Origin of the sequence: Marinobacterium lacunae, from assembly GCF_000705555.1 — a bacterium.
In the GTDB taxonomy this organism is placed as follows: domain Bacteria; phylum Pseudomonadota; class Gammaproteobacteria; order Pseudomonadales; family Balneatricaceae; genus Marinobacterium_D; species Marinobacterium_D lacunae.
On record NZ_JMQN01000059.1, the window covers coordinates 119,948 to 138,625 of the forward strand.

The 18,678-nt window shown below is 53.9% G+C and carries 17 protein-coding genes and 3 tRNA genes; 6 read left to right on the forward strand and 14 right to left on the reverse strand.

Features of this window, described 5'->3' with window-relative positions; translation table 11 throughout:
- Positions 1–64: 64 nt before the first annotated feature.
- Together ADIMK_RS20095 and ADIMK_RS21555 are read left to right on the forward strand one after the other, a co-directional pair.
- On the forward strand, positions 65–1,195 hold the full coding sequence (locus tag ADIMK_RS20095; RefSeq protein WP_036191967.1) for a substrate-binding domain-containing protein: 1,131 nt from the start codon (positions 65–67) through the stop codon (positions 1,193–1,195).
- Positions 1,192–4,236 (forward strand): EAL domain-containing protein, encoded by a 3,045-nt coding sequence (locus tag ADIMK_RS21555; protein ID WP_051693174.1) that lies wholly within the window; start codon positions 1,192–1,194, stop codon positions 4,234–4,236. Before ADIMK_RS20095 ends, ADIMK_RS21555 begins: the two co-directional genes overlap by 4 nt.
- 17 nt (positions 4,237–4,253) lie before the next feature.
- On the opposite strand, the gene ADIMK_RS20105 is transcribed toward ADIMK_RS21555, so the two are convergent.
- The 4 genes from ADIMK_RS20105 to ADIMK_RS21560 all read right to left on the reverse strand — a co-directional run bounded on the left by ADIMK_RS20105 (position 4,254) and on the right by ADIMK_RS21560 (position 6,506).
- A complete protein-coding gene (locus ADIMK_RS20105) occupies positions 4,254–4,547 on the reverse strand; it encodes a hypothetical protein (RefSeq protein ID WP_036191969.1) in 294 nt (97 codons plus the stop codon).
- Positions 4,548–4,606: 59 nt separating this feature from the next.
- Positions 4,607–5,278 (reverse strand): response regulator, encoded by a 672-nt coding sequence (locus ADIMK_RS20110; protein WP_036191971.1) that lies wholly within the window; start codon positions 5,276–5,278, stop codon positions 4,607–4,609.
- 63 nt (positions 5,279–5,341) lie between these two features.
- Positions 5,342–5,788 (reverse strand): hypothetical protein, encoded by a 447-nt coding sequence (locus ADIMK_RS20115; RefSeq protein WP_036191974.1) that lies wholly within the window; start codon positions 5,786–5,788, stop codon positions 5,342–5,344.
- Positions 5,789–5,831: 43 nt separating this feature from the next.
- Positions 5,832–6,506 carry a DNA-binding protein gene (locus tag ADIMK_RS21560; RefSeq protein ID WP_051693175.1) on the reverse strand — a complete coding sequence of 225 codons (675 nt, stop codon included), beginning with the start codon at positions 6,504–6,506 and terminating at the stop codon, positions 5,832–5,834.
- A gap of 144 nt (positions 6,507–6,650) precedes the next feature.
- Between ADIMK_RS21560 and rimO the strand changes: the two genes are divergently transcribed.
- Positions 6,651–7,964: a 30S ribosomal protein S12 methylthiotransferase RimO gene (gene rimO, locus ADIMK_RS20125; RefSeq protein WP_036191976.1), complete on the forward strand. Its 1,314-nt coding sequence runs from the start codon at positions 6,651–6,653 to the stop codon at positions 7,962–7,964.
- A gap of 117 nt (positions 7,965–8,081) precedes the next feature.
- Positions 8,082–10,817, forward strand: a complete 2,736-nt coding sequence (locus tag ADIMK_RS20130) for an MFS transporter (protein ID WP_036191979.1) — start codon at positions 8,082–8,084, stop codon at positions 10,815–10,817.
- Here the strand turns inward: ADIMK_RS20130 and ADIMK_RS20135 are convergent.
- The 7 genes from ADIMK_RS20135 to ADIMK_RS20165 form a co-directional block, all read right to left on the reverse strand.
- Positions 10,807–11,823: an ABC transporter substrate-binding protein gene (locus tag ADIMK_RS20135; protein ID WP_036191980.1), complete on the reverse strand. Its 1,017-nt coding sequence runs from the start codon at positions 11,821–11,823 to the stop codon at positions 10,807–10,809. The two genes, ADIMK_RS20130 and ADIMK_RS20135, sit on opposite strands and share 11 nt — an antisense overlap.
- A gap of 100 nt (positions 11,824–11,923) precedes the next feature.
- Positions 11,924–12,009 (reverse strand) — tRNA-Leu (locus tag ADIMK_RS20140).
- A gap of 35 nt (positions 12,010–12,044) precedes the next feature.
- Positions 12,045–12,118 (reverse strand) — tRNA-Cys (locus tag ADIMK_RS20145).
- 17 nt (positions 12,119–12,135) lie between these two features.
- Positions 12,136–12,211: transfer RNA gene (locus ADIMK_RS20150), tRNA-Gly, on the reverse strand.
- 131 nt (positions 12,212–12,342) lie between these two features.
- Positions 12,343–12,891, reverse strand: a complete 549-nt coding sequence (pgsA, locus tag ADIMK_RS20155) for a CDP-diacylglycerol--glycerol-3-phosphate 3-phosphatidyltransferase (protein ID WP_036191983.1) — start codon at positions 12,889–12,891, stop codon at positions 12,343–12,345.
- Between the two features lie 30 nt (positions 12,892–12,921).
- The gene (uvrC, locus tag ADIMK_RS20160; protein WP_231517109.1) at positions 12,922–14,682 is read right to left on the reverse strand and encodes an excinuclease ABC subunit UvrC; all 1,761 of its coding nucleotides are present in this window, start codon (positions 14,680–14,682) and stop codon (positions 12,922–12,924) included.
- Positions 14,683–14,777: 95 nt separating this feature from the next.
- Complete coding sequence (locus ADIMK_RS20165) at positions 14,778–15,110, reverse strand: hypothetical protein (protein WP_036191988.1); 333 nt, start codon at positions 15,108–15,110, stop codon at positions 14,778–14,780.
- Between the two features lie 65 nt (positions 15,111–15,175).
- Here ADIMK_RS20165 and ADIMK_RS20170 point away from each other — a divergent pair, with 65 nt between their 5' ends.
- The gene (locus ADIMK_RS20170) at positions 15,176–16,045 is read left to right on the forward strand and encodes a DUF1853 family protein (RefSeq protein ID WP_197027598.1); all 870 of its coding nucleotides are present in this window, start codon (positions 15,176–15,178) and stop codon (positions 16,043–16,045) included.
- Between the two features lie 58 nt (positions 16,046–16,103).
- On the opposite strand, the gene ADIMK_RS22155 is transcribed toward ADIMK_RS20170, so the two are convergent.
- Positions 16,104–16,244 carry a hypothetical protein gene (locus ADIMK_RS22155; protein ID WP_197027599.1) on the reverse strand — a complete coding sequence of 47 codons (141 nt, stop codon included), beginning with the start codon at positions 16,242–16,244 and terminating at the stop codon, positions 16,104–16,106.
- 119 nt (positions 16,245–16,363) lie between these two features.
- Positions 16,364–17,236 carry an NAD(P)-dependent oxidoreductase gene (locus ADIMK_RS20175; RefSeq protein WP_036191992.1) on the reverse strand — a complete coding sequence of 291 codons (873 nt, stop codon included), beginning with the start codon at positions 17,234–17,236 and terminating at the stop codon, positions 16,364–16,366.
- A gap of 109 nt (positions 17,237–17,345) precedes the next feature.
- Between ADIMK_RS20175 and ADIMK_RS20180 the strand changes: the two genes are divergently transcribed.
- Complete coding sequence (locus ADIMK_RS20180; protein WP_051693177.1) at positions 17,346–17,849, forward strand: TlpA disulfide reductase family protein; 504 nt, start codon at positions 17,346–17,348, stop codon at positions 17,847–17,849.
- Positions 17,850–17,858: 9 nt separating this feature from the next.
- Here the strand turns inward: ADIMK_RS20180 and mtnN are convergent, their stop codons facing one another.
- Positions 17,859–18,617, reverse strand: coding sequence for a 5'-methylthioadenosine/S-adenosylhomocysteine nucleosidase (gene mtnN / locus ADIMK_RS20185; protein WP_197027602.1), 759 nt, complete (start codon positions 18,615–18,617; stop codon positions 17,859–17,861).
- Positions 18,618–18,678: the final 61 nt, after the last annotated feature.

Consider the following 18,678-nt stretch of genomic DNA (forward strand, 5'->3'; position numbering starts at 1 on the left):
TAAGCTTACAGCGAGGACCATGTCTTCGCGCTCTGCGAGGACTTGCTAAAGGGAGTTGGCGGGTATGTCTTCAGCAATTCGACTTTCACGTTTTATTCAATATGCCACCCTGATGATGTGGGTGATGCAGCCGCTTTGCACGCACGCCGCTTCTGAGTATGTAAGGCTTGAGCAGTATTACCGGCAGCACCCGGACCAGCACAACGTTGCATCACATTTTGCAGACGCCGTGAGAGAGGATGCGATTCCAGCGCAGCTAAACACAGACTCACCCGTCAAGATCGCGCTCGTATATCCGGGCATCCAGGCTTCCGATTACTGGAGGCGCAGCCAAACCGCGCTGGAGAAGCGTCTTGGCGACCTTAAAATTCCGTTTGAGTTGAGGTCATTCTTTTCTCACCCATCGGTCGATACCGCGTTACAGAGCCGACAGCTTGCACGCGCACTGGAGTGGCAGCCGGATTACCTTGCATTCACCCTCGATGTAGCCCCTCAGGGGCGGATGATCGAGCGCATTCTTGCCCAGGGAAAACCCAAGCTGATTCTTCAGAACATCACGACGCCGCTCGTGGACTGGCAATCCTATCCGCCCTTTCTGTATGTCGGCTTCGATCACGCGGAAGGCACAAAGCTAATGGCCAACTGGATGCTGGAGAAGATCAATTACCGAGGAAAGTACCTGCTACTCTATTTCTCGCCTGGCTATGTCAGCCAGATGCGTGGCGACACCTTTGCAGCAGAAGCTGCGCGCTATGCCGAGGTTCAGCAGGTAGCTGCCTACTACACCGATGGTCAGCAGGAGCGCGCGTATCAGGCCACACTTGATACGCTGAAACAAAATCCAGATTTGAAGATGATCTTTGCGTGCTCGACCGATGTTGCCCTGGGTGCGCTTCGGGCACTCCGAGAGATGGGGCGAACCGATGTGCTGTTAAATGGTTGGGGCGGCGGTGCTGCAGAGCTTGAGGCGCTTGGGCACGAAGGGCTTGATCTGACGGTCATGCGCATTAATGACGATAACGGTATCGCCATGGCTGAAGCGATAAAGCTTGATCTGCTACAGCGGGCTGAGCAAGTTCCACACGTGTTTGCAGGTGAATTAAGACTGATTGATACGGATATGCCACCGGAGAGCCTTCAGAAACTGATCGAGCAGGCGTTTCGTTTAAGTGACACAACGGATGCGCCGCAATGAATAGGGTGTTGCGATTCTCTACGTTCATCCTGTCACTTGTTCTAGTGTTGCTGGCCGTTACGTCAGCCATTCTGATCACCCCTGCGTATCTGGGGTCTCAACATGCACTTCAGCACGAAGTCAGGTTGAGCTATGAGCGTGATCAGCGTGCACTGGACAGTCTGCTAAAGTCCAAGTTCAGCAACATCGAACTGCTGTTTAATGAGGTCAGCCACATTCGTGGAATCCGCGATGGCCTGCGTACAGGCGATCTGGATCTCGTGTCACATACGATCGACGCTTTTCTGGCCGGCAGCAGCGGTCAGCAAATCGATGCGATAACGGTGACGACCACATCCGGGCGAGCCGTAGCGGCCGCCAACGTGAGCATGCTCAACCTGCCGCTCCCGCTTACCGAGTTAAGTCAGCGGTACGGCGTGCCCGGCGCATGGCGTAGCGTGAGCGCGACCATCGGGAGCACCCGCTATGCCTTGCTGCTGTTAAGTATTCCGGTCACCAGTGAGGTTGACGGCCAGGTCGTAGGCACGTTGAACTGTTTCGTGCTGCTGAATGACAACTTCTGGATTACCAGCCAACTGCAGAGTCTTTTCAACTCCGATGCCATTTACATCGTCAGCGATGGTCAGGTGCTCGATAAAATATCGAGAAAAGGGTTTCAGGCGTCGGTGGATCCATTGGCTACACCGCTGAACAACGGCCTTTACATGCGAGGCGACACGATTCTGCGAGAGCATACCTTCAGTATCGATCAGAGCACGCCCTACTCTGTATTGTCAGTATTGCCGAACAGCGCTTATCAGGGGCTGCAAAGTGCTTACTTGTCCCAGCTCTCCTATGCCCTTCTACTCGTGGTCATTTTGGGTATCCTGGCCATGCTGGTGATCCGAAAGATGACGCGTGGCGCGCTCTCTCATCTTGCGCAATACGCAGAACAGGTCCCTGAGAGCGGATCGCCCCAGCCATTCAGCGGCTCCAAATTCAAAGAGTTCGCACGTGTGGGCCGTGCTGTCGAGCGCATGCTTTTACGAATCCGCGAACGCGATAAGCGCCTCTCCAGCATCATCGATAACGCGCCTGACTTGATTTTCATCAAAGATCTGGAACGTCGCTACTTGCTAGCGAGCGAAAAGCTGGCCAGCACGCTGGCATTGCAGCCGGATAAGATCGTCGGCAGACGCGACGACGAACTGTTAAAAGGCGAGGCGCTTGCTCGCGCCCAGGAAACGGACAGGCACGTTATAGAGAGCGGGCGCCCCATTCAATACGAATCTGAATTGGGGGAAGGCAGTGCCGCACGCATCTTCCTGTTGAGCAAATTCCCCATACTCGACGACGACGGCGCAGTCATGTCGGTTGGTTGTATCGCAACCGACATTTCGACAATCAAGAAGGTGCAAGAGGAGCTTGACCTTGCGCATCAGGTGGTTGCGGCAACCAATGAAGCGATTATCGTACTCGATGCCGATAATCAGGTTATATCGGCCAACCGTGCATTTCAGTCGATGTGCAACGCTGATGAGTTTGGCGGCACACTTGTGCTGAGTCGCTTTCTGAGCACGCACCCCCAGATCAGCCTGCATCTGCATGGCCATGAAGCTTGGCAGGGCGAGTGCAGCCTCGTACGCGCCGACGGTTCGTCTCTGCCGGTTTTGGTGTCCATTACGCAGCTACCGGGGCGTGATGGACAGCAGCGCTCTGCCCTGCTGTTCAGCGACATCACCAATCTCAAGCAAGCCGAGCGAAAGCTCGAGCAACTGGCGTTATACGATGCACTGACAGGTCTGCCCAACCGAAGTCAGTTCCATCAACGGCTGATGAAGCAGTTATTGCGCGCACCGGACACTACCGCGGTGCTATTTATCGATATCGATAATTTCAAATCGATCAACGATTCGCATGGCCATGCGCTTGGGGATGCCTTCCTTAGACAGGTGGCCGATCGACTGAGAACCTGCGTACAAGCTAAAGATACTGTCGCCCGTCTTGGAGGCGACGAATTCACCGTTATCATTGCCGATGTGAGCACACGGTCGCAGGCACAAGCGATCGCGACGCGCATACTGCACGTCCTGCGTGAGCCATTCGAGCTGGGTACTAACCACTGCTTCAGCTCGGCCAGTATCGGCATCGCTATGGGACTGGATAGCGGCGAAGATCCGGAAGCGATGCTCAACAACGCAGACCTCGCCATGTACGAAGCCAAGATGAGCGGTCGCAACGCGTGCTACTTTTTCGACCCCGCCATTAACGCCAAACATCAGCGACGCTACCAACTTGAAGAGGGGCTGAGAGATGCACTGGTCAGACGCCAGCTTTTTGTCGAGTATCAACCCCGCTTCGACATCTCCGCCAGCCGCGTATTGGCCGCAGAAGCCCTTGTTCGTTGGCATCACCCTGTTTTTGGGACAGTATCGCCTGGCGAGTTCATACCCATAGCCGAGAGCAGTAACCTGATTGTCGAGATCGGGCGCTTTGTATTGAACGAGGCCTGTCGAGAAGCGTCGATACTGCACCGCGACGGATTCAATATTCTGCTGTCTGTGAATCTTTCCCCCCGTCAGCTGCGTGACCGCGACCTTATAAAAGATATCGAAGATACCCTGTATCGGTTCAATCTCCCGCCTCACCTGCTCGAACTTGAAATCACCGAAACCTACGTCATGGAGAACATCGATCAGTTTATTCCTGTGCTTTCGCAAATCAGGGCGCTGGGCGTGCGATTGGCGGTGGACGATTTCGGCACCGGATACTCATCCCTCATGTACCTCAAGAAACTGCCGGTCAACACCGTGAAAATCGACTATTCGTTCATTCGTGATATCCCAGGCGACCAGGATGATGAGAATCTGGTTCGGGCTATCATCAGTATGTCCCACAACTTAAGGCTGAGGGTGGTTGCCGAAGGAGTCGAGACAGCGGAGCAACTGCAATTTCTGCGTGAGCAGCGTTGCGATGAAATCCAGGGCTTCCTGATGGGGCGTCCCGGCAGTGTCGAGCAGCTCCGAAGACTTTCAGTGCCTACCTCGGCACCTCATGAGTAAGCCTTCCATCCCCCTTTTCATGCGTGATGAGGGGGTGTGGCTGCCCGCTGGTAATCCATCACAAAACCTGCAAAGACCTCTATCACCTCGTTGGTGAGATCCGACTGGACATAGAAGCCGTAATGCCCATTACTGCCATCGGATTTGGCGACCACCTCATAGTATCGATTTGAACGCAGCTGAGGGCGCCCTTCGTCTGAAAGGAGGTTGGCCTCAACCTGAATCAAGTCGCCAACCTGTATGAGTTGCCAAAGCGCCAGCGAATCGTTGATCTGCTGGTCCTGTGAAGGAATATCCGGAGTGTCGGTCATACTCTTTCCTGCTACTGCGCCTATAACGTGCGGCTAATAAAACGTTAGCACGCAATCTGTCAGGTCTGCAGAATGCCCGCCCGCATGGCAATGTGTATGATGTCCGAGTTGGAACTGATACCCAGCTTGCGCATCAGATTCGCGCGGTGCGCGTGAATGGTTTTCGGGCTTAAATGCATCATCTCGGCGATATGGTTGACCGAGTGCCCTTCAGCAATCATCGAAAAGATTTCAAGCTCGCGACTCGTCAGCTGTGATAACTGACTTTCTTCGGAGTTATCCTTTTTTGTATCAATAAGATGCAGGATTGATTTCGAGTAAAACACCTTCCCTGAGGCGATATTCTCGACCGCCTGTTTTAGCTCTGACGACGCATTTCTCTTGGTAACATAACCCTGAACCCCGGCCTGAACAGCACGCTGAGGGTATGGGTTGGTATCCAGGCCAGACACCACCAGAATGCGAGCGTCGTTGTCGTGACTAAGAATGCGGCGTATGGCTTCAAGCCCGCCTGCAGTTGATTGCACTTCCTCCGAGCTGCTATCCATCGGCATGGAAAGGTCCAGAATAACAACATCAGGCGTGTGTAAACGGTAGCAATTCAAAGCGTCGGCACAGTTCTCGGCCTCCGCTACAACCTTGATCGCCGGGTTTTCCATCAGAAGCTGCTGGTATCCAAATCGAACGATTGAGTGATCGTCCACCAGTAGTACGCGAATCGGGTTGCTCATCAAAAAATCTCTGCCTTGGAAGGCCATTTCTGGCGACGCGGTTTCGTTCTAGCTAAATTCTATTCAAGGCAAGATAGACGAATCAATACCGTCGGCCCCTCTATAGCAACCGGATGAATCCACCTCCACCGCATAAGCAGAAGCCAGATCGCAGGCTGCCACGCTATCAGGCATTGCAACTAACTCGTCACTGTAACCGATAAGTGCAACGCCCTCTTTTCGACAGTGCGCCAACACCTTCTCCAGCGCTTTGATTACAACCAGTTGGCGATCGGTCAGCCTGGGGCCTTTTACCTGATTGCGCTTTTTACTGGAGGTCTGACGGATGACATAGTCGTCCTGATCAAGCAGGCAAATTGTCACCCCTGCAAGCTTTGCCTGTAGCAGTGCGCTCTTGCAGATCTCAAACTGCGACTCCCGCTTACAGCAGATAGTGTCACCGCTGACAGCACTGTTTATGAGTGCGACTATTTCATCTTGCTCACTGTTTATATCGATCTGATATTCCATACTAATCAATCCGATACGAGTATAAATTCAGGTAAATTGGCATCTAAAGCGGTTGCTTTTGAACTTGCTGGCGCAGCATCGCATTTTCGCGATTCAGCTCATCGTTACGCGAGCGAAGGCGAGCAAGCTCCTCCTCCTGGATGCTCAGCCTGACGCGAGCTTCTATCAGTGCCTCGCCACCGCCCTGGCTGCCATTTGCCATCAACTCCTGCTGGCGGAGCTTGCGATGCAGCTCTTCATTTTCGGTTTTGAGCCGGTAATGATGCTCGTCCGCCTTCAGAAGCCTTTGTTCAAGCTCATGTTTCTCGTCAGCGAGCTTCTCGTAGCGTTCAAGCAATCTGCCATTCTGCGCCTGAAGCTCCTGCATCGCCTGATGCCCGCCCTGCTCGCTACGTGCAATCTGCCCGCGCAATTCGGCTTCTCTGTGCTCGAGTTGCTGGCGTTGCTCTTCGAATCGGTTTTCGGCGTATGCCAGCGCCCTGTCCCAAAGCTGGTTGGCGATATTCAATACCGGCTCAGGCAGCTCGGGGTGCTGTTGCTGGCGCGTAATACGCTCGCCCAAGGTGCGCCACCAATCGTTGAGCGCCTTGTTGATCGTGGTTAGGCTTCCGCTACCGATCTGTTCACGAACAGCCTGCTGCGTGGGGCGAATCCCTTGCTCAAGCAGAAGGTCTGCCGCCTCGAATACGCGGGCCCGAGTGCTGCTGGGCTGTGTCATAAATACACCATATGTATCAAATAATATGTATTATGCCCTCGATATTAGCATGTTTAGCATTGCCGGCGAGTACCGAGTCGCGCATTTATTGATCTTCAGCTAGAATCGCGCGTCCTGAATACACGATTACACCGGGTGGTTTTTATGAGTTCTCCGAAAGTTGGCTTCGTCAGCCTGGGCTGTCCCAAAAATACCGTCGACTCCGAGAGGATCCTGACTCAGTTACGGACCGAAGGTTATGAGATCAGCCCCTCGTACGACGGAGCCGATGTTGTACTGGTCAACACCTGCGGCTTTATCGACAGTGCCGTTCAAGAGTCGCTGGACAGCATTGGGGAAGCACTTAAGGAGAACGGCAAGGTCATCGTTACCGGCTGCCTTGGCGCCAAAGAAGACCTTATTCGAGAGGTACACCCGAAGGTGCTCGCCGTCAGCGGCCCGCATCAGTATGACCAGGTAATGCAGCAGGTTCACCAAGTAGCGCCCCGCCCTACCCACAATCCATTTACCAGTCTTGTTCCGGATACTGGGGTTAAGCTGACGCCACGTCACTACGCCTACCTGAAAATATCTGAAGGCTGCAACCACCGCTGCACCTTTTGTATCATCCCGTCTTTCCGCGGCGATCTTGTAAGCCGACCAGTCGGCGACGTGCTGAGTGAGGCACGTCGTTTGGCTGAAAATGGCGTTCAGGAGCTGCTCGTTATTTCGCAGGATACCAGCGCCTACGGTGTCGATACGCGCTACAAGCTCGACTTCTGGGACGGTAAGCCAGTCAAAACCCGCATGAAAGAGCTGTGCGAAGAGCTCGGAAAGCTCGGCGTGTGGGTGCGTCTGCATTATGTGTATCCCTACCCTCACGTTGATGAAATCATCCCGATGATGGCTGAGGGTAAGATTCTTCCCTATCTTGATATTCCCTTCCAGCACGCCTCGCCTTCGGTGCTTAAAAACATGCGTCGTCCGGCGCACGCCGAAAAAGTCTTGCACCGCATCGAAAAGTGGCGCCAGCAGTGCCCGGACATCACCCTGAGATCAACCTTTATCGTTGGCTTCCCCGGTGAAACCGAAGAGGATTTCCAGACGCTGCTCGATTTCCTTGAAGAGGCCCAGCTCGATCGGGTTGGATGTTTCCAGTATTCACCGGTCGAGGGCGCTACAGCCAACGAACTCCCGAACCCGGTTGAAGAGGCCGTAAAGCAGGAGCGCTGGGAGCGATTCATGGAAGTACAGCAACGCATCAGTGCGGCCAAGCTGCAGCAGAAGGTTGGCAAAACGATTGAAGTTATCGTCGATGAAGTGGTCGAGGAAGGCGCGGTCTGCCGCTCTCAAGCCGACGCCCCGGAAATCGATGGCCTGGTTTTCCTGGACAACCAAACACACCTCAAGCCCGGTGAGCGCTTACTGGTCGAGGTCGAAGAAGCCGACGAATACGATCTGTGGGCTCATCCCGTCTGATACAACGCGTTAATATAAGGCTCGCGAGCCTCGCGAGCCTCACCCTTCTTTCGACGAATCCGAATTTCACCGCCATACTTCAGACTATCCTCAAAATCTGTTGCTGGACGGGAATGGATGTCGATCCTTTGGCGCAGCTGGCTAAGCGTAACGGCAATTTTAGGACTGGTGCTCGCAATTCTGAGCGCTTTGATGATCCTTCAACACAATGCAACTCTGGCAAGCCTGCTCAAGCAGCGCCTCGGTGTCATAGCCCTATCCACCTCAAACGCATTCAGGCCGATCGTAAACATGGGGCTGCCCCTGGGCATGCTGCGCAATGCCAACGATGTACTGGCGCATGCGCGCAATAAAGACCCCAACATCAGACAGATCTTCGTAATCGAGGCCGATGGCGCCATCATCTACTCATCTCCCCGATCACAAGATGCCTATATAGACAAACCGCTGTATCAGGCTATGAAACTTCAGGACAACGGCCGTTGGTCAGCCGAGTCTGATGCTGCACTTGTCAGCGCGGTCTCGATACCAAGGCGGGATGGCACTATCGCCGGATGGATAGTGGCAATCTACGACAAAGAAGCGTTTACGAAAGTCTGTGATGCGCTTCAAATGCGCATAACCAAGGCATTCCTGTTGGCCTGGCTATCATTTTCAGGTTTGGCGTGGTGCATTCTGCGGCTGCAATTAGCCGGGGCGATACGAGACTTTGGATCGGTTAAATCATTGCTTGCCCAATTCTCAAGCCGCCTGCCGGACACGCCTGCCCCCACTCTACCGAAAACCGAGGTACACGGCCTTTTCGGTGAGGAGATCAAAGTACTGCACCAAAAACTGATTCAGGCGGAAGAGCAGTACTATCTAAGGCTTAATCACTCAAGCAACAACCAATGCGATAGCACATGCGCACCCTCAACTGCGTTAGACGCAACACGCCATATGGTAAAGCAGGCTCCGGATTCGCCTGCTGCCAGAGCGATCAGTCGCCGCGTTCTACCCAGCCTTACCATTGTGCTGCTGTGTGCTGTCTTTGCGCAGGGATGGTATGCATTCAGTCAGGTCCGGTCATCCTTTGAGCCGGAGCAGGCCGAGCGCGTAGCGTTGATAGGCTCGGTCGCCAGCAGCAATATACAACGAGCCGTCAGCGCCGGTGTGCCGCTGCAGGGGTTGGTAGGGGGCGAACGCTATTTCAATGAATTGCTTCAACTCTTTCCGGAAGTGTCCTATCTGTCGGTGATCGAATCAACGCGTGATGACCCCGTTGTAGAGGCCGGTAATCATATGCAGGGCTCAAGCGGGCTCTGGGGTGTGCGCCTGCAAAACCGAGAATTCCCCATTCTTAGCGGTAATACACGCATCGGCCATATAGAAGTGGAGGCAAACCCGCATTATTTCGCGATGCAGTTACGATTTCTGCTTCTGGATATCGCGGTGGTCCTGCTCATTGCGATACTGCTTGCGTATCAGGTACTGATTGTTACCTTGAGCTTTTCGATGACTGGGCCTTTCAATCGACTTGGCTACCTGCTTGATCTTCAAGCCGCTGGAGACTTCAGCGCCGATCTTGGCACTCGCGCGCGCACCGAGCTTGATCAAGCGGCAGCCTTCCTGTCCAAGCGCGCAAGGGTAGTTGCCATGCAGGCACCCAAAACACTTCAGTTTGCGTACCTGAACGACATTCGCCTTCCTCTTTTTTTCTGCGGCATGACAGATGCGCTCTCCATCTCTTTCTTGCCGGTATACACAAGGATTGTCGAGAACCCACTGTCATGGATCGATACCGGCATCGTCCTAAGCCTGCCGTTGGCGGGCTATCTACTGGCTAACACGATCGGCGCCCCCTGCGTCAGGGCGCTGATCTCGCATCTGGGCTTTCGAAATCTATTAATTCTGGCCACTACTTTGATTCTGCTGGCCAATCTGGGGCTTTCACAGGCAGCATCAACCATCGCGCTCATCATATTTCGCACACTTTCGGGCTTTGGGTATGCGCTGGCCACCAACGCCTGTCAGGACTACGTACTGCATGTGGCCCCTAAAGCTATGCGCGCGAAGTCTCTGGGGCTTTTTACATCAGCCCTGTTTGCGGGCATTTTTACAGGTGCTGCAGCCGGCGGCATTATTGCTGATCGGACGGGCGCTCCCGCCGTGTTTTTAGTGGGGGCACTGATAGCGCTCGTAGCGGGTGCTTTTGTGTGGACATGCATACCGAACAACCCGGGCAATGGCGCAGCCAAAATACCTCACGTTATCGATTTGGTACGCCCTTTAAAGAACATCCGCTTTCTATTGCTTGTTGCCTGTATTGCAGTGCCAAGCAATATCATGATTCAAGCGTTTATCGCCTTCATAGTGGCACTCCAGTTTGACGCACTGGGCGCATCGGCTGCCGAAGTTGCACGTGTGGTGATGCTCTACTTTCTATCGGTCATGACAACCGTTTCCCTCTCTTCCCGCCTGTTTGAGAGCAGGATCAAAGCCGGGACTCTCGCGTTGACAGGATTAATCACAGCGGCCGTCTCTCTGGGAATAACGGCTATCTGGCCAGACTACTGGGGGATGGTGGGCGCAGTCGTGGCCGTCGGTATCGGACAGGGCCTTATACGGGATCCGGAGGTATCGATAGCGATCCGGTTGGCAGAGCGCGATGAGCTAAAGGCAGTGGGCGAAGCCGGCATCCTGAGCAGCCTGAGGGTGCTCGAGCGCGGCGGCAGCATCATTGGCCTGCTTGCCATCGCATTTCTGGCTGGCGAGTATGGCTACCCCTTTGCCATTGCCTGTATAAGCATATGGCTGATTGCCGGCGCACTTGTATTGCTACTGGCCGGACATATGCGGCGAATCAGTTTTTAACCGTTTCAGCGAACTGCAAAATCTCGACAGACGGGAAAAGATTCAGCCTGCGCGCGACATCCATGTTAACCACATAAGCAAACTCGGTCATACGCGCCACAGGTAAACTGCCGGGCTCAACGCCATCTTTTATAATCCGGAGCGTTAGTTCACCCGCCAGCTCTCCGACCTGATAATAGCGCGCCGAGACCGACATCAGAGCATCAGACTCTCTGACCTGACTTTCATAAGGGCTCAGGACCGGCAGCCCCGCTTCGACGGCTGACGAGGTAAAAACCGCGCTCTGTTCGTTCAGGAATGAGCTTGACCCCAGATAGATAAAGTCCACATCAAGCTGCTTAAGGTGGGTGAGCTTGTCGGGTATATCGGCGGCGAGCGGCACTCCACTGGAATCAAGCGCCAACTCAAGTGCAACAAGCTCGAAGCCCATCTTTGGGGCCAGCGCTTCCAGCTCCTCTTTTTTAAGGACGGAGTTGCGCTCGTTTCGGTTGTAGATGAGGCCGAGGCGTTTGAATGACGGAAGATAGGTGCGCATGGCATTAATATTCACCTCTTCCGGCACACGATTCAGCGTGCCAGTCAGGTTCGCCCTGCCCGTTTCATCCAGGCTTTTGATGATACCAGCCCCAACAGGGTCGGCCACTAGCGTGAATATTTGCGGCAACTCATGATTGAAAGCGGTGTTGCCGAGATCGGACAGAGTCCCTGCAAGGGCAAGCGTTACAGTCGTGCCCCATGACAGCAGCAGATCCGGTTGAAACGCACGCGCCTCTTCAAGAAAACCCGGCAGGCGATCGCGATCGCGGGCCGCATCCCGAATAATCAGCTCGGCACCGGGCATATGCGCTTCGAGATAGTCCCGATAACCCTGACAGGACTCTTCACAGCCACGCCAGTACACCGCATATATCCGCGGGTGCTTCATGCCGTCATCGGCGAAGGCCGCGCTATGGATGAAAGATACTGAAGCCAGACACGACAACGCTAGGCACAACCATCGACTCATACCTCTCCCTTCCCTCGTTTGGGTAAAAGATAGGTAAAGCTTAGTACGAACCACAACGCTAGGATGGGAAAGTTTTGTCAGATGATACGCTGAAAAGGATTGGTGCCCCGGACCGGAGTCGAACCGGTACAGCCGAAGGCCGAGGGATTTTAAATCCCTTGTGTCTACCAATTTCACCACCGGGGCTGGGTGGATCAAGATTCAGCAGGAAGCTGAAAGAATGGAGGCTGGAGTCGGAATCGAACCGGCGTACACGGAGTTGCAGTCCGCTGCATGACCACTCTGCCATCCAGCCATTCTTTGAACACTTGTTGGAGCGGGAAACGAGACTCGAACTCGCGACCCCAACCTTGGCAAGGTTGTGCTCTACCAACTGAGCTATTCCCGCGTCGTCTCAACAAGTGGTGCGTATTATAGAGCTATGTTCCGGTGTGTCAACAAGATGTTTGAATTATTTTTGCTTAAAGATTAACCACTTAGGTTATTCAAGCCGAATACGAGCCGCATGCTATATACGGCTCAAATATCTTCTATCAGGAAAGGCCAGGCCGCCCGCAGATAAATGAACATGGACCAGAGGGTCAGAATCGCAGCGCCGTAAAGTGCCCCTACGCCTACCCAGGACAACAGCGTCAGTGGCGGAAATGCCAATAACGCGATGATAGACATCATCTGAAGGGTGGTTTTGATCTTGCCTATCATCGACACGGCCACATTGGCCCGCTTGCCAAGCTCGGCCATCCACTCTCTCAATGCCGAGATCACAATCTCGCGCCCAATTATTACGACAGCGGGAATGGTCATCCAGGGTTCGGCGAAGGTCTCGACCAGAACGACCAAGGCAGCCGCGACCATCAACTTGTCGGCAACGGGATCCAGAAACGCGCCGAACGGCGAGGTCTGATTAAGCTTGCGTGCAAGGTAGCCATCAAACCAGTCGGTTATCGCTGCCAGTGAAAAAATAGCGGCAGACGCAAGTGGCGCCCACGGAAACGGCAGATAATAAACCAGTACAAAGACCGGAATCAGGACAATCCGCAGCAGCGTGAGGATATTGGGTATTTTCATCTAAGGATCTACAGCCTGTCGGAATGGCGCTCAATGTTCGGGGTGCAGCGCGGCGTGGATCTCCTCCGCTAATGCCCGGCTAATGGTAGAGACTTTTGCGATTTCTTCAACACTGGCGCTTTCAATCTCACGGACGCCGCCAAAATAGCGCAGCAACTCACGCCTTCTTTTAGGACCTATACCGGGAATACCTTCAAGCCTGGATTGCTTGCGCGCCTTGCCGCGGCGCGCACGGTGGCCGGTAATGGCAAACCGGTGAGCCTCATCGCGTATATGTTGCAACAGGTGCAACGCCGCCGAGTCTCCCTGCAACATCTGCTCAGCGCCGGTCTCACCGCTCACAAGCACTTCGAAACCGGCTTTTCGTGTCGGTCCCTTGGCGATACCGATCACCAGTACTTCGTCGATCTGCAGACTACCCAAGACCTCCATCGCTTGTGCAACCTGCCCTTTGCCACCGTCGATTACGAGGATGTCCGGTAGCTTGCCCTCTCCCTTTTTCAAACGCGTGTAGCGGCGCGTCAGCGCCTGATGCATAGCCGCGTAATCATCGCCGGGCGTGATCCCTTCGATATTGAATGTCCGGTAGTCCGATTTAAGCGGGCCATTTCCATCAAATACAACGCAGGAGGCCACTGTTGCTTCGCCGGAACTGTGACTGATGTCAAAACACTCAAGGCGCTGAGGCAGACTGTCGAGTCCCAATAGATCTTGCAACGCCAGATAACGACCGTGGATATTCTGCTTGTTGGCCAGATGGCTGGCCAGTTGCTGCTCGGCATTGGTTTGTGCCAGTCGCTGCCAGCCCGCCCTGTCACCACGCACCTTGTGGGTAATGGATACGTTCCGTCCGCGTTTCTGGCTCAGCGCTTGGGCCAGAGCATCGTTTTCCTCAAGTTCGTAACTCAGTATCAGTTGATCTGGAATCTCACGGATACCGGCTAAATAAAACTGGCCAATGAAGGCGGCTAGCACATCAGCCGGGCTTTCTTCTATCGATACGCGCGGATGGTAGACCTTGCTGCCGATTACGCGTCCCTGGCGCACAAACAGCCCGTGTACAACGGTACCGCCGGCTTGCATAGCGCAGCCGAATACGTCGGCATCACCTTGCAGGCCTGAAACATACTGTTGCTCCTGCACCTGACGCAGACGACTTATCTGGTCTCTTAGTTCTGCCGCCTTTTCGAAGTTCAACTCCGCGGACGCCGCATCCATCTGAGCGCCGAGTTCATCCATGATGGTTTGATTACGCCCTTCAAGAAACATGGTGGCATGGCGCAGATCTTCACGATATTGCTCAGGCGTGATCAACCCGACACAGGGGCCGCTGCAGCGTTTGATCTGATACTGCAGACAGGGTCGTGAGCGGTTTCGGAAAAAGCTGTCTTCACACTGACGAATCAGAAACACTTTCTGCAGGATATGAAGGCTCTCGCGAACAGCAGAACCGCTCGGGAAGGGGCCAAAATAGCGCCCTTTCCCCTTTTTCGCGCCCCGCTGAAATCGCACAGCGGGGTACTCATCCTTATCGGTGATCAATATATACGGGTAGGATTTGTCGTCACGCAGCAGAATGTTATAGGGCGGACGCAACTCTTTGATGAGGTTTTGCTCGAGAAGCAGCGCTTCGGTTTCGCTATTGGTTACCGTTACCTCGATGCGCGCGATCTTCGCAACCAGCGCCATCGTCTTGGTTGTAAGGCCGCTCGCGCGGAAGTAACTCGAAACACGATTTTTGAGATTCCGCGCTTTACCGACATACAGAATCGCCCCGTTGACGTCATACATCTGGTAAACGCCAGGGCGCGACGTCAGGCGGGACAGAAAAGCCTTGCTATCGAATAGAGAGTCTTCAGTGGCGGTCACGACTGGAGCAGCACCTGTCAGGCGGATGCCAGGTTGAATTGTTTATTGGCCTGCATATGCCAGTGCGTAGCCTCGAGATGGATCTCGCGCAGGTGATTGCGGGTCTCGTCGGATATGCCGGCACCTCTGGAGAGCGACACTTCGAGAAACACCCCTATTTCCGCAAAATAGTAGAGTCTTGCGTCAAAGGTTTTCGCGCGCTTTAACTTGCTAAGCGAGATCTTGGCACCATTGACCAGAATATTGTTGATATCGGTCTCGGACAACAACGGATGGCGCTTGCTCTGACGATTGCTCTGCTGCATTTCGTTTTGGAGGTGAAGTGCCTGACGTTTGGTCATTGCTGTCATTGTGCGCCCCTGTCTGTCAATCTATGTGTTGAATGCGGCATACTCTAGGCACTTTTGAGGCAGATGTGAATCGACGTCCTCCCTACCTTCCCAGCACTCACCCTCAACGGCTTCAGGCCGAGTTGGAATGGTTGATCGATACGCCCGATCTACTGCTTCCACCTGCCAAACTTCAGCGTCCGACTGAAATCGATTGGTGCAACCGACAGTGTATCGAGAAAATCGATTACCAGCCACGTTGGCGCCTTGGCGAGCATTTCGAAAACATAGTCTACCATCACCTGAAACGTAACGCTTATGTCTCTGATATAAAAAGAAACATACAGATAAAAGATGGTCGAAGAACGCTTGGTGAATTCGATTTTCTAGTGCAGATGAACCAGCGGTGGCTTCATCTTGAGGTCGCACTGAAACTGTATCTGCTGGATGGTAGCGGCGAATCTCTCGACCACTATATTGGCACCCGGCGCGATGACTGCCTGGCCGCCAAGTGGCAACGCATGCTGGGGCACCAGATCGAGCTTGCGCGTCAGCCAGAAGCCCTTCTCACCCTTGCTGAACTTGGCGTCACACAGCCAATGGATTCGGCACTTTGGGTTAAAGGCTGGTTGTTCTATCACCCGCTACGCCCCTTGACGGCGCATCAAGCCTGCGCAATTAACCCCAGCCACTTGCGAGGGTGGTGGATTACCCACTCCGAACTTGTCTTGATACAGAAGCCCAACACCTTCTACATGCTGGTGCGCAAACCGGATTGGCTCCTACCGGCATGGATGCTGGCAACCCCTGCATTGTCTTTTAGCGAACTGCAAGCTCAGCTTTATGAAGAGCGCGGGGCCAACCTGGTGGTAGCGGTGGTAAAACGGGGTAACAACTGGGAAGAGTGTTCACGGGGTTTTGTAGTGGCGGATAGCTGGCCGCAGGAGGACAACTGATTGCTGTGGTGCGGGCACAAAAAAGGCCGCTATGGCGGCCTTTTTCGGTATATCTGGCTTACTCACCTGCTTTAGCAGCGTCCTGAGCAATGACTTTCTTCAGGAATCGCACTGCAACGAAAGTGCCGACGATCATTGCCGCTACAATGACGATGCTCGGTGCGAAGGAAACCAGCGTGTACTTATCGATATCAGCCATAGAACTTGAACCTCTCATGGAGATTGTTTAAGGCGCGGTGAGCCGCGCTCTGATGAAATTTTGCGCATTATAACGATTCACGGCAGTATTGCCAGTACGCCAAAGGTACTGCAAAGGCGTTATTCGCCGGGCTCCAGACGCTTCAAAAGGCTTGATGTATCCCACCGCCCGCCCCCGAGATTCTGCACGTCAGCGTAAAACTGATCGACTAATGCTGTAACCGGCAGGCGTGCCCCGTTTCTGCGCGCCTCATCGAGCACGAGGGACAGATCTTTCCGCATCCAGTCCACGGCGAAACCAAAATCAAATTCATCGTTGAGCATCGTCTTGTGGCGATTGACCATCTGCCACGAACCGGCTGCACCATGCTGAATGACGTCGAATACCTCCTCACCATCAAGACCCGACCTCTTGAGGAAATGGGTCGCCTCGGCGAGCCCCTGCAGCAGTCCGGCAATACAGATCTGATTGACCATTTTCGTTAATTGCCCGCTGCCTGCGGCTCCCAGGTGCTTCGATGCCTTGGCATACGCGGCGATAACGGGTTCTGCGCGGAGGTAGGCGTTATGCCCTCCGCCGGCCATCACACTCAGCACTCCGTTTTCAGCACCGGCCTGGCCGCCTGATACGGGGGCGTCGAGAAACTCACACCCTCTTTCTTCGCAGGCATTGCTCAGAGTACGTGCGATTTCGGCTGACGCCGTTGTGTGATCGATGAGAATCGCGTTGGGCTTGAGGCTCTTGAGCACGCCGTCTTCACCCAGCGTGACCTGAGCAAGATCATTATCGTTGCCGACACATGTCATTACGAACTCAGCACCTTCCGCAGCTTCCGAAGGCGTTTGTGCGCAGCGATGTCCGTACTGGGATACCCAACTTTCCGCTTTCGCGTGCGTACGATTATAAACACAGACATCATGCCCGGCCTTGGCCAGATGCCCCGCCATCGGGTAACCCATCGTTCCAAGACCGATAAATGCCACCTTCGCCATACCTTTCTCCTAAATACAAAGACTTAAGCTAAACTATCCCTCTGAAGCTCAAGGCTACATCCTGCCGCAAAGCAGGGATCTGCAATTGGCGCCACAGAGGAACGCTGAAATGCCGAAGCACTTTTTACTCTTCCTGATGTTATGCGTACTGGCTACTCCGGGACAGGCTACAGAACAGGATGCCCCGGAGATCTATACATTGAGCTTTGAGACGCCTGACGGTCAACCCTACTCTCTAGCACAACATCGGGGCGAAGTGCTGCTGATAAACTTTTGGGCTACCTGGTGCCCGCCATGCGTACGTGAAATGCCCGATCTGGACAAGCTTGATCAAGCGTTCGCTCAGGAGGCGTTCAGTGTCATCGCGATTAGCGCTGGCGAGACATCAGAGGATATCGCGGCATTTAAGTCGCGATTGGACTCACCACTAGCGCTGACAATACTCCTCGATAAGGAGGGTCGCACATTCAAGGAGTTCAATTTAAAGGGGCTGCCAATGAGTTACCTGTTCAACCGTCAGGGAGAGTTGGTTCAGGTAATTACGGGCACCGAGGAATGGGCCGGTCAGGAGTGGAAATCGAAGATCAAGGAGTTGCTCACGTCAACTCCTTGATCTTCAGTGTCACTGACTAACGTGTCGCCGCAGGCGTTCAGTGATGGCCATAACCATCTCGGCAGAGTGATGCGCAGCCTTGTCGAGGAATTGCTCAAACGAAACGTCCGACTGTTTGCCCGCGATATCGGATAACGCACGAATAATGATAAAAGGTGTACCGAAGCGGTGGCAGGTTTGAGCAATACCTGCTGCCTCCATTTCACAGGCCTTCATGGTCGGGAAAAGACGCCGAGTTCCCTCCACCTTTTCCGGACAGTTCATAAAGGTATCACCTGTTGCAATCAAGCCTCTTACGGTTTTGATACCGTCTGTCTGATTGATGCTCTGTTCCGCAAATTTAACGAGCAAAGGGTCCGGCGTGAATGCCGGCGGCATTCCCGGTACCTGACCGGACTCGTACCCGAATACAGTCAGATCCACATCATGATGGCGCACCTCTTGCGATATCACCACGTCCCCGACCTCGAGAGCGGCATCAAAGCCCCCGGCAGAGCCGGTATTGATCACGCAAGTCGGTTGATAGTGATACAGCAGAATTGAGCAGCCTATTGCGGCATTCACTTTCCCGATGCCCGATTTAAGCAGTACGACGTCGGTTCCATTGAGCTTGCCCGTATAAAAATCGAATCCGGCAATCACTTCATGCGTGTGATCGATGAGCGCTTCCTTGAGCTCTTCAACCTCCTGATCCATTGCGCCGATTATGGCGACCCGCAATGTTCCAGACGTTTTCAGCAGATCGGCTAACGAGGGAGGTGTTGTCATGACAGGTGTTTTCACTGATTTTTTTGATAATTTGGCCGGTAAGTACCGGCATTGATTTTCA

Bases quoted from the DNA above. Each gene is read 5' to 3' on its own strand.
- ADIMK_RS20135 (WP_036191980.1), bottom strand. From the start codon at position 11,823: ATGAGTCGATGGTTGTGCCTAGCGTTGTCGTGTCTGGCTTCAGTATCT.
- uvrC (WP_231517109.1), bottom strand. From the start codon at position 14,682: ATGTATGACGTCAACGGGGCGATTCTGTATGTCGGTAAAGCGCGGAAT.
- ADIMK_RS21555 (WP_051693174.1), top strand. From the start codon at position 1,192: ATGAATAGGGTGTTGCGATTCTCTACGTTCATCCTGTCACTTGTTCTA.
- ADIMK_RS22155 (WP_197027599.1), bottom strand. From the start codon at position 16,244: ATGGCTGATATCGATAAGTACACGCTGGTTTCCTTCGCACCGAGCATC.
- ADIMK_RS20105 (WP_036191969.1), bottom strand. From the start codon at position 4,547: ATGACCGACACTCCGGATATTCCTTCACAGGACCAGCAGATCAACGAT.
- ADIMK_RS21560 (WP_051693175.1), bottom strand. From the start codon at position 6,506: ATGACACAGCCCAGCAGCACTCGGGCCCGCGTATTCGAGGCGGCAGAC.
- ADIMK_RS20095 (WP_036191967.1), top strand. From the start codon at position 65: ATGTCTTCAGCAATTCGACTTTCACGTTTTATTCAATATGCCACCCTG.
- pgsA (WP_036191983.1), bottom strand. From the start codon at position 12,891: ATGAAAATACCCAATATCCTCACGCTGCTGCGGATTGTCCTGATTCCG.
- ADIMK_RS20110 (WP_036191971.1), bottom strand. From the start codon at position 5,278: ATGAGCAACCCGATTCGCGTACTACTGGTGGACGATCACTCAATCGTT.
- ADIMK_RS20175 (WP_036191992.1), bottom strand. From the start codon at position 17,236: ATGGCGAAGGTGGCATTTATCGGTCTTGGAACGATGGGTTACCCGATG.
- ADIMK_RS20165 (WP_036191988.1), bottom strand. From the start codon at position 15,110: ATGACAGCAATGACCAAACGTCAGGCACTTCACCTCCAAAACGAAATG.
- mtnN (WP_197027602.1), bottom strand. From the start codon at position 18,617: ATGACAACACCTCCCTCGTTAGCCGATCTGCTGAAAACGTCTGGAACA.
- ADIMK_RS20180 (WP_051693177.1), top strand. From the start codon at position 17,346: ATGCCGAAGCACTTTTTACTCTTCCTGATGTTATGCGTACTGGCTACT.
- ADIMK_RS20130 (WP_036191979.1), top strand. From the start codon at position 8,082: ATGTCGATCCTTTGGCGCAGCTGGCTAAGCGTAACGGCAATTTTAGGA.
- ADIMK_RS20115 (WP_036191974.1), bottom strand. From the start codon at position 5,788: ATGGAATATCAGATCGATATAAACAGTGAGCAAGATGAAATAGTCGCA.
- rimO (WP_036191976.1), top strand. From the start codon at position 6,651: ATGAGTTCTCCGAAAGTTGGCTTCGTCAGCCTGGGCTGTCCCAAAAAT.